General features: G+C 66.7%; 11 protein-coding genes. 1 reads left to right on the forward strand and 10 read right to left on the reverse strand.

Annotated elements, in window-relative coordinates; translation table 11 throughout:
* Nucleotides 1-8 precede the first annotated feature (8 nt).
* The 7 genes from AC07P1_RS07320 to AC07P1_RS07350 all read right to left on the reverse strand — a co-directional run bounded on the left by AC07P1_RS07320 (nucleotide 9) and on the right by AC07P1_RS07350 (nucleotide 4,895).
* Nucleotides 9-1,025 carry a diacylglycerol/lipid kinase family protein gene (locus AC07P1_RS07320; protein ID WP_494695148.1) on the reverse strand — a complete coding sequence of 339 codons (1,017 nt, stop codon included), beginning with the start codon at nucleotides 1,023-1,025 and terminating at the stop codon, nucleotides 9-11.
* A 24-nt stretch (nucleotides 1,026-1,049) separates the two neighbouring features.
* On the reverse strand, nucleotides 1,050-1,430 hold the full coding sequence (locus AC07P1_RS07325) for a pentapeptide repeat-containing protein (RefSeq protein ID WP_494695149.1): 381 nt from the start codon (nucleotides 1,428-1,430) through the stop codon (nucleotides 1,050-1,052).
* A complete protein-coding gene (locus AC07P1_RS07330) occupies nucleotides 1,321-1,926 on the reverse strand; it encodes a class I SAM-dependent methyltransferase (RefSeq protein ID WP_494695150.1) in 606 nt (201 codons plus the stop codon). Before AC07P1_RS07330 ends, AC07P1_RS07325 begins: the two co-directional genes overlap by 110 nt.
* 19 nt (nucleotides 1,927-1,945) lie before the next feature.
* The gene (locus AC07P1_RS07335) at nucleotides 1,946-2,533 is read right to left on the reverse strand and encodes a nucleotidyltransferase family protein (RefSeq protein WP_494695151.1); all 588 of its coding nucleotides are present in this window, start codon (nucleotides 2,531-2,533) and stop codon (nucleotides 1,946-1,948) included.
* A gap of 8 nt (nucleotides 2,534-2,541) precedes the next feature.
* On the reverse strand, nucleotides 2,542-3,309 hold the full coding sequence (map, locus tag AC07P1_RS07340; RefSeq protein ID WP_494695152.1) for a type I methionyl aminopeptidase: 768 nt from the start codon (nucleotides 3,307-3,309) through the stop codon (nucleotides 2,542-2,544).
* Complete coding sequence (locus tag AC07P1_RS07345; protein ID WP_494695153.1) at nucleotides 3,306-3,527, reverse strand: ParD-like family protein; 222 nt, start codon at nucleotides 3,525-3,527, stop codon at nucleotides 3,306-3,308. The genes map and AC07P1_RS07345 overlap by 4 nt, the downstream gene beginning before the upstream one ends.
* A gap of 69 nt (nucleotides 3,528-3,596) precedes the next feature.
* Complete coding sequence (locus AC07P1_RS07350; RefSeq protein WP_494695154.1) at nucleotides 3,597-4,895, reverse strand: MFS transporter; 1,299 nt, start codon at nucleotides 4,893-4,895, stop codon at nucleotides 3,597-3,599.
* A 239-nt stretch (nucleotides 4,896-5,134) separates the two neighbouring features.
* Here AC07P1_RS07350 and AC07P1_RS07355 point away from each other — a divergent pair, with 239 nt between their 5' ends.
* A complete protein-coding gene (locus AC07P1_RS07355) occupies nucleotides 5,135-8,035 on the forward strand; it encodes a bifunctional diguanylate cyclase/phosphodiesterase (protein WP_494695155.1) in 2,901 nt (966 codons plus the stop codon).
* On the opposite strand, the gene AC07P1_RS07360 is transcribed toward AC07P1_RS07355, so the two are convergent.
* From AC07P1_RS07360 to AC07P1_RS07370, 3 genes are all read right to left on the reverse strand, one after another.
* Complete coding sequence (locus tag AC07P1_RS07360) at nucleotides 8,032-9,771, reverse strand: cation:proton antiporter domain-containing protein (RefSeq protein ID WP_494695156.1); 1,740 nt, start codon at nucleotides 9,769-9,771, stop codon at nucleotides 8,032-8,034. The two genes, AC07P1_RS07355 and AC07P1_RS07360, sit on opposite strands and share 4 nt — an antisense overlap.
* Before the next feature lie 87 nt (nucleotides 9,772-9,858).
* A complete protein-coding gene (locus AC07P1_RS07365; protein WP_494695157.1) occupies nucleotides 9,859-11,352 on the reverse strand; it encodes a hypothetical protein in 1,494 nt (497 codons plus the stop codon).
* 78 nt (nucleotides 11,353-11,430) lie between these two features.
* Nucleotides 11,431-12,447, reverse strand: a complete 1,017-nt coding sequence (locus AC07P1_RS07370) for a CobW family GTP-binding protein (RefSeq protein WP_494695158.1) — start codon at nucleotides 12,445-12,447, stop codon at nucleotides 11,431-11,433.
* Nucleotide 12,448 lies beyond the last annotated feature (1 nt).

Below are 12,448 nucleotides of genomic sequence, written 5' to 3' on the forward strand. Positions count from 1 at the left end.
GCGTGCCGTTACCGGATATTGACCAGCGCAGGTGGCTCGTCCCGGGGCGTCTCGACATCGTTCGCCCATGTCTCATCCGGCTTCAAGAGCAGCAATTGCTCCTCCACCACCCGAAACTCCAGCGGGTTGTCCATGTAGCCCACTTCGCCGTCCATGGCCACCTTCACCTGGCGGCGCCGCGCCAGCCTGCGTCCCTTCACTTTCACCTGCATCTGCTTGAAGCTGAAAGTGGTCAGCTCGTCGCCCTGATCCAGGCGTCCCATCCGGCCCAGCGCGCCGTGCAGCAGCAACCACAACATCCCCAGCTTGCCTTTGGTGCGTGGCGCCACCGCCGCCAGCCGGCCATCCTCCAGCGCGGCGCTCATCGGCGGAATGCCGATCTGCTCCATTTGCAGGCGATTGTTCCCGACAAAGAATGTGGCGGTGCGCAGACGCTGCAACTGGCCGTCGATCTGCAGCGCCAGGCGTAGCCGGCGATGCGGACTCAAGACGGTTTTCAGCGCCGATAGCGCCGCCACCAGCCGGCTGCGGCCGAACTGCTTCTTGTCCAGTTCGCGCTCCTCCAGCAGCTTCGGATACAGGCCGATGCTGGCGTTGACCAAAAACACGCGATCGTTGACCATGCCCACCTGCACCGGATGCAGGCGCGCGGCGAGCAGCGCATGCACCGCCTCGCTCAGGTCTTCCGGGATGCCGTGCGTGCGGCCGAAATAATTGAAGGTGCCCTGCGGCAGCACGCCGAACGCGCAACCGTGTACGATCGCCTGGCGCGCCACCGCGTTGATGGTGCCGTCGCCGCCGGCCGCCACCAGCACGCCGCCGGCGTCGGCCGCTTGCCTGGCAAGCTGGCCGGCGATCTGGTCGATGGTGTCCGGTTGATCGATGATGGTTAATTCAAATTCTCGTCTGGCGGCGCGCAGCACCGATTCGATGGTTGTGCGCCGTTCCTCGGTCTCGGAATGGCCGGAGCCGGCATTGAGGGCGATGAAAAAACGGGCGTCGGGCGAGGTGGCGTTAGCTGGCATTGGGCAAGGTCGGTTGGTCCATCATCACCGGCGCGGTGCGGCAAGACATTGTATCCTTGGTACCACGTCGCATATGCTCGGTAGCACACGGAAATCAATGATGCCATGAGCAAGGGCAGGCACCACTGCAAAGCCAGTTCCTGCAACATTGGCGCCATCCATTTTTGATCCGGCCACGACAGCGTGGGACAAGTCAGCGTCGGTCAAGTCGCCTCCCGCGAAATCGGTGCCGATCAAGGTGGCGTTCGTCAGCGTTGTACCACACGCGATCACACATTGCATTTGCGGCCGATGTCTATAACTGCGCGAGCCAAACCGTGTGGCCGCGACAGGTTTGGTCGTCGGCGACATTGGCGACGACGGCAAAACCTTCCTTCTCAAGCAGTTCTCGGTACTCCCCTGCATCGAGGCTGGCGTGGTATAGCGGTTCGCCCTCGAGGTCTCCGATGGCTTCGCCATGCGACGGCCCGCTGGTGAACATCAGCATGGCGCGCGGCGCGGCGTGCGTCCGGAAGACCGCGAACATGCGTCGTTGGTCCTCGTGATTCAGATGGAAAAAACTGTTCCAGGCAAGGATGCCGTGAAAGCGCCCGTCAAGGCGTAAGGTGCGCATGTCCGCGACCAGGGCTTTCTGATTGGGGAGGCGTGCCTCGAACATGGCCACCATCGCGGCGGAGGAATCGACACCGGTCACCGCGTAGCCGCGTTCGCTCAAATACTTGGCGATCGGCTCGCCGGCGCCGCAGCCGAGATCCAGTAAGGAGCCACCCTCGGGGATGTCTTGAGTGAAACGGTCCAGCCATGCGCGTTCGTATAGTTCGTGCTCATGCAAACGGGCCTTCACCCATGTGGCGGCGTGGCGTTCGTAGAGGTCGACTATCGCTCCGGCGGCTGGATTCATAAAAACTCCTTTATCAATGCTAGCTGTGTATGACCGTTACGTGTGGCCAGCGCAACGCATAGTTCTTCTGCTCGACGCGCAGGCGATAGGTCTCCATGCTAACCCGCGCCGGGTTGCGGCGCACCACGCAGTTGAACAGATCGTCCAAACCGTGGGGCGCAATTACTTCGATGGAATCATTTGGATGCAGGCATAGCCCGACGGAAGTGGCGTATTCCGGCCACGAGGCAACCGCGTCCGTGAGTGAAGCAAGCGGCTCGACAGCATGCCCGAAATACCCTTCGAACCATCGATGCACCGCCGCCTGGTTGGTGACTTCCCACGGAATCTCCGGCAGCGCGTTGGTAAGCCGGCGTTGCAGCTCCGCTTCCGTTTCCGCCGCCAGGTCGGATGCGTCAAAATAAGCGACGTCCACGTCGGCCAATCGCGAAGGCGTCGAGTAGTCGTGCAAGGCATCCCACACCAGATTGCGCACCGCGCCCGCGCCGATGCACCATGACGCGAGTTCCAAATCCCGCACCGCTTTCAATGCCGCCATGAACCATGCGGAAGATCGAGCGATACGACATAGGCGCTTCGCCAATTCGTCGCTGTGCACAGTGTCCATGTCTGTTTTCAGTTCAACGCCCGTTCCTCGGGACGCAAGGTCAGTACCTGCACGCCGTTGCGCGTCACAGCCACCGTATGCTCGAATTGCGCGGACAGCTTGCCGTCCGTCGTCACGACGGTCCAGCCGTCCTCCTCGGTGTGCACGGTGCGGCGGCCCTGGTTGAGCATCGGCTCGATGGTGAAGACCATGCCTTCCTGTAGCATCAGTCCCGTCTGCGGCTTGCCCCAATGCAGCACCTGCGGCGGTTCGTGCATTTCGCGGCCTATGCCGTGCCCGCAATATTCGCGGACAACGGAGTAGCCGTTGCGCCGCGCGTGGCGCTCGATGGCGTGGCCGACATCGCCCAGCCTGGCGCCCGGACGCACCGCCTTGATGCCCTTCCACATCGCCTCGTAGGTCACTTCCACCAGCCGCCTGGCCAGCGGCGAGACTTCGCCGACGAGATAGGTTTTACTGGAATCGGCGATGAAGCCGTTTTTTTCCAACGTGATGTCGAAGTTGACGATATCGCCGTCCCGCAGGATATCGGTGGTGGACGGCACGCCGTGGCACACCACGTGGTTGCGGGAGGAGTTGAGCGAATAGGCGAAGCCGTACTGCCCCTTGCTGGCCGGGCGCGCGCGCAGTTCGTTGACGATGAAGCTGTCGACCATGTCGTTGACCTGCATGGTGGACATGCCGATCAGGCTGAATTGGTCGAGGTGACCGAACACGCTGGCCAGCAGCTTGCCCGATTCCGCCATCAGCGCGATTTCCTCCGGTCGCTTGGTCATCCCAGCGCGCTCCCGAACCGGGTGTCGACATCGACCCCGACTCCCGCCGCGCGCAACTCCCCGGCGACGATGTCGTTGAAACTGAGCGTGGGATTCATTTCGCACAACATGCCGATTTTGATCCAGAACGCCGCCTGCGCGTTGATCGAGCGGCAGCCCACGCCGCTGGCCTTGCGGATCTGGTCGTGCAGATTGTCGTCGATGTTTACGATGCCCATTGAGTAATCCTATATACGAAGTGTATATGGATTGTATATGTATCGCGTGCCGCGGCGCAAGCGGCTTTCTTAACCTTTGTCGTCCTCGGGGATCGGCCGCACCACCAGGAAGTAATACGACATGGCGCCGACGAAGGCGATGCCGGCGCCGGTCAGCAGCGCCGGCACGAAGGACCAGGTCTGCGCGATGTAGCCGGTCAGGATGGGCGCCAGCGCGCCGCCGAGGAAGCCGCCGAAGTTCTGCAGCGCGCCGAGCGAGGCGATGCGGCTGGGGGGCGCCGCGACGGTGGCGAGCGACCAGGCGCAGGCCGACGAGGCGTTGGCGAGGAAGATCACCATCGAGATGCAGGCGACGGCCAGGACGTTGCTGTCGACCAGCGCGGCCGGCACGGTGAACACCACCATGCCCAGGGTGGCGACCACCACCGCGTTGCGGCGGCCGGACATCTGGGACTTGGCCCTGCTGGCGACGCGGTCGGACGCCCAGCCGGCGATCAGGGCGCCGGCGAAGCCGCAGATGAACGGAATCGACGACGCCAGGCCGGCGCCCGCCAGGTCCATGTGCCGCTCGGTGCGCAGGTAGCCCGGCAGCCAGGTCAGGTACACCCAGTTCAGGTATACCGAGCCGAAGAAGCCGAGCATCATGCCCCACGTGGTGCGGTGGCGGAACAGCGCGCACCAGGCGGCGAAGCTGGTCTTGGTGGCCGCTCCCGCCGTCCCGTGCGCTGCGCCGGCCTCCAGATAGGCGCGCTCTTCGACGCTCAGCTGCGCCGGCACCGGATCCCGGTACAGCGCCACCCAGACCACCGCCGCCACCAGGCCCATGGCGCCGGTGACGAAGAAAGCCCAGTGCCAGCTGGTGGCGGCGATCAGCGGCGCCAGCAACAGCGGCGCGAGCGCGACGCCCAGCGGCGAGGCCGAATTGTAGATGCCGGTCGGGGTGCCGCGCGAGCGCGGCGGGAACCAGTTGCTGACCACGCGCGCCGCCGCCGGGAACTGCGGCGCCTCGCCGATGCCCAGCGCGATGCGCGCGATCACGAACCAGCCGAAGGTCGAGGCCAGCCCGCCGGCCGCCTGCGCCAGCGACCACACCACCAAGCCGATGCCGAGCAGCCAGCGCGGACCGATCTTGTCGACCAGCGCGCCCACCGGCAGCTGGCACAGCGCGTAGCTCCACGAGAACGCCGACAACAGCAGGCCCATCTGGCCGAGCGAGAGGCCGAGGTCGGCGCGGATGTATTCGTTGGCCACGGCCAGGGTGGCGCGGTCGAGGTAGTTGATGACGCCGCAGACCACCAGCAGCACCAGCGACAGTATTTGGCTGCGGCGAATGCGGGCGGGGGTGTCGTTACCGGAGATTTTGGTCATTGAGGAAGGCGGCTGTGCGATTGTTGTGAACTGTCTTGGCGAGGGTGTCCTCCCCCGGAAAACCACGAGTATAGATCACCGCGCCACCCACCTCGCCACAGCCGGTTCAGGTCGGCGGCCCAAGCCTATGTACGCTAGCGCACGGATTTCCAAAAGGTAATAAACAACACTGCATTGGGGCGCTTATCCCCCCGCCGGCCAGATCCGGTGAACCCGGTAAGCCGTCTTGAGGAGTTGCAATGCAAAAACTGATTACGCGCGTGCGCGTTTCGGTGTCGCTGTCGGCCCTGATCGCCCTGGCCATCGGCCTGGGGTTGACCGCGCTGCTGTTCGTCAGCGTGCGGCGGGTCGAGGCGGCGCGGCAAACCGTCCAATTCCAGCAAAACGCCAAGCTGCGCATCAACGCCGTGGCCGGCGGCGTGCGCGACGCCGTCGACCAGATCGACGCGCTGCGGCAACTGTACGCCACGTTCGGCCTGCTCACCCGCGCGCAATTCCACCAATTGAGCCTGCCGCTGCGCGAGCACTCGCCGCAAATCCAGGCGCTCGGCTTCCAGCGCCTGATCCAGCACCGCGAGCGCGCCGGCTACGAGGCCGCCATGCGCGAACGCTTCCCCGATTTCACGCTGACCGAGCTGGTGGACGGCCGCGTGCGCCGCGCCGGCATCCGCGACAGCTACCTGGTGGTCGATTACCTGGAGCCGCTGTTCGGCAACGAAGACCATGTTGGACTGGACACCGCGCCGATGGCCGAGCTGGCCGACGCCCGCCAGGTATCGCGCCAGCGCGGCGGCAGCGCCGGCACCGCCGTGCTGCCGCTGCTGTTCGCCAACGGCCGGTTCGAGGGCTTTCGCGTGCTGGCGCCGGTGTTTTGGCGCGGCGCGCCGCTCGACACCGCCGCCGAGCGCCAGCGCGCGGTCGTTGGCGAACTGGTCGCCGAGCTGCGTGTCGACCGCCTGTTCGACCCGGTGCTGGAGGCGCGCGGCTTCGCGGCGCTGGAAGGCGTCGGCATCCGCCTGTTTTCCACCGCCCCGGGAGCACCGCGGCGGCTGATCGCCAGCCACGGCGACGTCGGCGGCGCGGTGGCGGCGTCGCCGAACGGCCCCCATTGGCTGTCATCGTGGCTATTCTACGACCGCCCGGCGCCGGTGGTGTCGTCGTTCGCGCTGGCCGGCCAGACCTTGCGGGTGGAGGTGAGCCAGACCGAGACTTTCTTTGCCGACGGCCACAACGGCTCGCTATACGCGCTGCTGGGCGGTCTGCTGTCCACCTTGCTGGCGACAGCCTATATCTACGCGCTGGTGACGCGCCAGGCCATGGTCGAGCGGGCCACGCGCGCGCGCACCTCCACGCTGGAGTTCGCCAACCTGCGGCTGGCCGAGGACCTGGCCCAGCGCGTCCGCACCGAGCAGGGGCTGCGCCTGCGCGAGCGCGTGATCGAGGTGTCGGCCAACGCCATCATCCTGTGCGGCGCCCAGGCGCCGGAGCACCCGATCGAATACGTCAATCCGGCGTTCGAACGCCTCACCGGCTTCAGCGCGCAGGAGGTGCTGGGGCAGCGGCTCGACTTCCTGCACGGCGGCGGCCAATACCAGGGCAACATCGAGCAAATCCAGACCGCGCTGCGCGAGCAAAGCGAGGGCCACGCGCTGGTGCGCAACCACCGCAAGGACGGCAGCGGCTACTGGAGCGACCTGTTCGTCGCGCCGGTGCGGGACCAGCACGACGTCGTCAGCCACTTCGTCGTCGCCCAGTACGATATTTCGGCGGCAATGGGTTACGAGGCCGAGATCGAGTACCAGGCCACGCACGACAGCCTGACCGGCCTGGCCAACCGCAATTTGCTGCGCGACCGCCTGAACGACGCCATCGCCGGCGCGCGGCGCAGAAACGGCCCGTTTTGGGTCGCCTTCATCGATCTGGACCGCTTCAAGTTCGTCAACGACACCCTGGGGCACGAAGCCGGCGATACGCTGCTGAAGATCGTGGCCGACCGGCTCTTGGTCTGCTTGCGGGAAACCGACACGGTGGCGCGCGTCGGCGGCGACGAATTCATGCTGGTGCTGCCCGAAAATCCCGAGGACGGCACCGGCGTCGCCGTCCTCGCGCGCCTCATGGAAGCGGTCGCGCAGCCCATCATGATCGAGGAGCACGAGTTCGTCGTCACCTGCAGCGTGGGCGTGGCCACCTATCCGACCGACGCCGACAGCGGCGATGGCCTATTCCGCTTCGCCGACATCGCCATGTACCGCGCCAAGGAACTCGGCCGCAACGGCTTCCAGTTCTATACGGCGGAGATGAACGAGCGCACCCTGGACCGGCTCAAGATCGAAACCGACCTGCGGCGCGCGCTCGAGCGCGACGAGTTCGTGCTGCACTACCAGCCCCAGCTTTGTTTGAAGAGCGGCAAGATCATCGGCATGGAGGCGCTGCTGCGCTGGAACCATCCGACCCAGGGGATGATCGCGCCGGCCCGCTTCATCGGCCTGGCCGAGGACATGGGCCTGATCGTGCCGATCGGCGCCTGGGTGCTGCGCACCGCCTGCCTGCAGACGATGGCGTGGCACAAGGCCGGCTGGACCGGGCTGAGGGTGGCCGTCAACCTGTCGCCGCGCCAGTTCACGCAGAAGACGCTGGTGCAATCGATCGCCGACCTGCTGCAAGAGACGGGCATGATCCCGGCGTTGCTGGAGCTGGAGCTGACCGAGGGCACGGTCATGCACGATGTCGACCACGCGATCGAGGTGCTGCGCAATCTGAAGGCGCTTGGCGTGCAGATCTCGATCGACGACTTCGGCACCGGGTATTCGAGCCTGTCGTATCTGCGGCGCTTCCCCATCGACGTGCTCAAGATCGACCAGTCCTTCGTGCGCGAACTGAGCATCGACGCCGATGACGAGGCCATCGTGCGCGCCATCGTCACCCTGGCGCACAGCCTGCGGCTGGAGGTGATCGCCGAGGGCGTCGAAAACACGGCGCAGCTCGATTTCCTGCGCGACGAGGGATGCGACATGATGCAGGGCTATCACTACAGCCGTCCGCTCGGCAGCGAAGCGTTCCAGCAATTGCTGGTGCAGGACCGGCGCCTGCCCATCCAGGACCGGCGCCCACCGGCTCTGGCGTCCGCCAGGCCGGCCTAGACGGACGGTCGATCGTCGATCCGGGCCAGCAGGTCGGCGCGCTCCTGGCCGATGTGGAAGCTGGCGGCCGCCATCGTCATGCCGGCCGCGCCCAGCGCGAAACTGGCAAGCTGCAATCCCGACTCGACCGCCTCCGACACCACCTCGGTGGCGCCGGCCTTCTTCAGCGCCCGCGCGTGCTTTTCGTCGCGCGCCCGCGCCAGCAGGCACAGCGCCGGATAGTGGCGGCGCAGCGCCCCCACCGCGTGCAGGGCCGCGTGCGGGTCGTCCATGGTCAGCACCACGCAGGCGGCCTGGTTGACGCCCAGCCGCCGCAACAGCTCCGGTAGCGAGGCGTCGCCCGAGAACACACGGTCGCCGTGGCGCTGGCTTCTGGCGTCGTCGACCAGATGGCGGTCGCGTTCCACCGCGAGGTACCTGATCCCCTGCTTGTCGAGCACATCGGCGATCAAACGGCCCACCCGGCCGAAGCCGCCGATGATGACGTGTCCGCTCAGATCGGTGGCCGGGAGCTCTTGATGGTCCGACGCCGCCGCTTCGCGCCCGGCGCGGTCGCGTCTGGCCAAGGCCGCGCCAACGGCGGCGGCGGCGGGCGCGATCAGCATGCTCAGGCTGACCACCAGCAGCAGGAATTGGCTGGCCTCCGGTGTCAGCAGCCGCGTGCTGACCGCGTAGGCCAGGATGATGAAGGCGAACTCGCCGCCCTGGCCCAGCAACAGGCCGCCCTGCAGCGCGGTCGCCCAGCCCAGCCGGCCCAGCAACAAGGCCACCACCGCCGCCTTGATGACCAGCAGCCCCAGCACCGAGGCCGGCAGCAGCAGCGGGAACTCGGCCACCAGCCGCAGGTCGACCTCCATCCCCACCGCCATGAAGAACAGGCCCATCAGCAAGCCTTTGAACGGCTCGACGATGGTCTCGACCTCGTACTGGAACTCGGTGTCGGCCAGCAGCAGGCCCGCCAGCAAGGCGCCCAGCGCCAGCGACAAGCCGCTGGCCGCCGTCAGCGCGGCGATGCCCAGCACCATCAGCAGGATCAGCGCGACGAACACGTCCGGCTGGCGCTGGACGGCGGCCGAGGACAGCAGCGGCTTGGCGACGCGCCTTCCCACGAGATAGAGCAAGGTGATGGTGGCGGCCGCCTTGGCGACGGCGATCAGCAAGGTCCATCCCAGCGCCTGGCTGCCGTTGCCGGCCAAGCCCTCGACCAGGATCAGCGCCGGCACCACGGCCAGGTCCTGCAACATCAGGATCGCGAAGCACTTCTGCCCCAGCGCGGTCTTCAGCGCGTGCTGCTTGCTCATCAACTCCATCGCCACGGCGGTGCTGGACATGGCCAGGGTCAGCCCGATCGCCATGGCGGCGGCCGGCGGGTTGCCGAACACATAGGCGAACAAGCCGATCACGCAGGCGGTGATGCCGACCTGGGCCAAGCCGGTGCCGAACACGTCGCGCCGCAGGGACCACAGCCGCGTCGGCGACAGCTCCAGCCCGATCATGAACATCAGGAACACGATGCCCAGCTCGGCAAGCGACTTGATGCGCTCGACGTCCTGGAACGTCACCAGCGCCAGCCAGGGCACCCCGCCGGACCAGTCGCCAATGCCGTGGGGGCCGAACAAGATCCCCGCCACCAGGAATCCCAGCATCTGATTGACGCGCAGCCGTTGCAGGACGGGCACCAGGATGCCGGCCAAGGCCAGGAAGAGGAGCGCTTCGCGGAGATGATGGGCGGACATGCGGGGCCGGGGCGGCTGTGGAGTTGTTCCGAGTGTAGAGGTTGGGCTCTGTTGGCACAAGGGACGAATATCAAGCGCAATGATTTCTCATCGACGCGATCTGGCGAGCCGCCGCGCGGCCAATACCAGCGCGCTTGCGCTCAGCGCCAGACCGGCCGCCAGCGCGGCCAGCATCAGCGCCTGCCGCAACGGTCCGCCGCCGCGCAGAAACGGAAAGTCGAAGCTGTGCAAACCGTTGAACAGCCAGCGGTAGAGGCGCCGGCTGTCGTCCATCTGGGAAATGATCTGGCCCGAGCGGGCATCGACGTGCACCCAGGTCGACGCGGCGTCATCGAGGCGCACCCGCCGCGCGCCAGCGGGCAGCGGGTCGGAGCGGGTGTGGCCGTAGGCGTCGCCGGCGGCGATGGCGGCGATATCCAATACCGGCGTTGGCGCCCATGCCGTTGCCACCGCTTGCATCAGCAGCGCGTCGGGCAGCTGGTCCAACGGCGGCTGTGGCTTGCCGGCAGCAAGCGGAATCAGGCGGTAGGCGGCGTCGGCCGCGCCGCGCCGCACGACAAAGGGCTGCCCGCCGACGGCCAGGAACTCGATCTCGCGCGCCGTGCCCATCGTCCGCAGCGTTTCCGGCGTCAACTCCGCCATGGCCGCGGCCACGCCGGCGCCGCGAAACCGGGCCGCGTGGTCGGCGTTGGCCTGGTCCAGCGAAAACAGGCGTCCGTGATCCATCGACAGCCAGCCGCTGAACACCCACGTCAGCGCGAACAGGCCGCCGGTCAGGCCCAGAACGTGATGCCAGCGCAGCCAGCCGCGAAACGCCGAGATACCGGCCCGGCCCGCGCGCCGCTGGTTGAGCAAACGCACCACGCCGACACCGTAGCCGGCGGCGGCCACGACGATGCCGCCCAGCGCCAGCCACCACACGGTTTGATCCCACGCCCATGAATTCTTGCGCAGCACCGTTGGATACATCCAGTGTACGACCGCGCCGACCCAGTTCCAGCCGCGCTCGAAGCGCGTGGTCCGTTGCAGCACTTGGCCCAGGCCAGCCGACACGTACAGTTCGGTGCCGGCGGCATCGCCCAGTGCGATTTTGTAGAACGGCCGGGCGGCGTCGAAGCGATGGTGCACGACCCACTGATCGTAATCGAAGGGGCCGCTGACCGATTGCACCGGCTGGCGGGCGAAGCGCCCGGCCAGCAGTCCGGCCTGGGCGGCGTCCAGCGGCGCCGATGTGCCGCCGTCGTCGGCGTCGACGCCGAGCACGCGGCCATCGTCCAGGGTGGCCAGATAGCGCGGCCGCCCCAGCACGTCGACCAGGCGCAGCCGGAGTACCGACAAACCCGGCAGGCCCTGCACCGCCGTGGCCGGCGCGACGTTCACGGCCGCCGGCGCCACCGGCGCCGACGCGGCGATGCGTTCGCCTTCGCCGAGCGAGGGAAACGGCACGTACATCATGATGAAGCCGGTGCCGAACCACAGTGTGAAAAGCAGGCAAAAACCGGTGCCCAGCCAGCGGTGCAGACGCGACAACTGGCGTGCCGGCCGCCGCCATCGCGGCGCCTTGCTGGAAGTGGCCGACAAGACCGATTTCATCGCCGAGCGGCGGCCCGGTCCGGGCCCCGTACGCCGGCGCCCGCTTCCAAGCGGAATGTCCTTACTTCATCTGATTTCATGCGTTGCCACTTCCTTGGTTAAACATTGCTCGAGGCCGGCCAGGAACCGCTCCTTGGGCAGTTTGCGGCCGATGAAGACCATCAGGCTCTCGCGCGCTTCGCCGTCGCGCCACGGCGCGCCGAGATTGGTTCCCATCATCATGTGCACGCCCTGGAAGACCACGCGCGCCGGCACGCCGGCCACGTCCAGCACGCCCTTGTAGCGCAGCATGTCGTTGCCGTGGTCGGTGAGCATCATCGACAGGAAGGCTTCGAGCTTGCCGGCCCTGATCGGACGCGAGGCGCGGAACACGAACGAGGAAATGTCGTCGTCATGTTCGTGCGTCACGTCGCCGAGAAAGTCGGGCTCGATCGCGAGGATGGCGTCCAGGCTGAAACCGCCGACATGGAGCAGCCGGTCGATTTCCGCCCGGCCGAAGTGTACAGCAGAGATCGGCGCCCGTGCATTGATGCTTTGCAGTCGCGTCACCAGCGCCCCGGCCGCCGCCGGCGTGACCAGATCGGTTTTGGACAGCAGGATGCGGTCGGCGAAACCGACCTGCTCCTGGGCTTCGTGGTGGACATCGAGCTGTTGCTGGGCGTGCAGCGCGTCGACGACGGTGACGATGGCGTCGAGCCGGTAGTAGCTGGCGATGGTTTCCTCGACAAAGAAGGTTTGCGCGACGGGCGCCGGATCGGCCAGGCCGGTGGTCTCGATGATGACGCGGTCGAAGCGGATTTCGCCGGCGTCGCGCCGTTCGGCCAACTGGCCGAGGATGCGCACCAGGTCGCCGCGCACGGTGCAGCAGATGCAGCCGTTGTTCATTTCGACGATCTGCTCCTCGCTGTTGACCAGCAGCTCGCTGTCGACGCCGGCCTCGCCGAATTCATTCTCGATCACGGCGATGCGTTGGTGGTGTTCCTCGCCGAGGATGCGGTTGAGCAGCGTGGTTTTACCGGCCCCGAGGAAACCGGTGAGCAGGGTGACGGGAACCTGGGCGGCGATGCCGGCATGAAGGGACATG

The sequence above is a fragment of the Duganella sp. GW821-FHT07F09 genome, assembly GCF_059418705.1.

Bases quoted from the DNA above. Each gene is read 5' to 3' on its own strand.
- AC07P1_RS07345 (WP_494695153.1), bottom strand. From the start codon at position 3,527: ATGGGCATCGTAAACATCGACGACAATCTGCACGACCAGATCCGCAAG.
- AC07P1_RS07360 (WP_494695156.1), bottom strand. From the start codon at position 9,771: ATGTCCGCCCATCATCTCCGCGAAGCGCTCCTCTTCCTGGCCTTGGCC.
- AC07P1_RS07325 (WP_494695149.1), bottom strand. From the start codon at position 1,430: ATGCAGGGGAGTACCGAGAACTGCTTGAGAAGGAAGGTTTTGCCGTCG.
- AC07P1_RS07355 (WP_494695155.1), top strand. From the start codon at position 5,135: ATGCAAAAACTGATTACGCGCGTGCGCGTTTCGGTGTCGCTGTCGGCC.
- AC07P1_RS07320 (WP_494695148.1), bottom strand. From the start codon at position 1,025: ATGCCAGCTAACGCCACCTCGCCCGACGCCCGTTTTTTCATCGCCCTC.
- AC07P1_RS07370 (WP_494695158.1), bottom strand. From the start codon at position 12,447: ATGTCCCTTCATGCCGGCATCGCCGCCCAGGTTCCCGTCACCCTGCTC.
- map (WP_494695152.1), bottom strand. From the start codon at position 3,309: ATGACCAAGCGACCGGAGGAAATCGCGCTGATGGCGGAATCGGGCAAG.
- AC07P1_RS07335 (WP_494695151.1), bottom strand. From the start codon at position 2,533: ATGGACACTGTGCACAGCGACGAATTGGCGAAGCGCCTATGTCGTATC.
- AC07P1_RS07350 (WP_494695154.1), bottom strand. From the start codon at position 4,895: ATGACCAAAATCTCCGGTAACGACACCCCCGCCCGCATTCGCCGCAGC.
- AC07P1_RS07330 (WP_494695150.1), bottom strand. From the start codon at position 1,926: ATGAATCCAGCCGCCGGAGCGATAGTCGACCTCTACGAACGCCACGCC.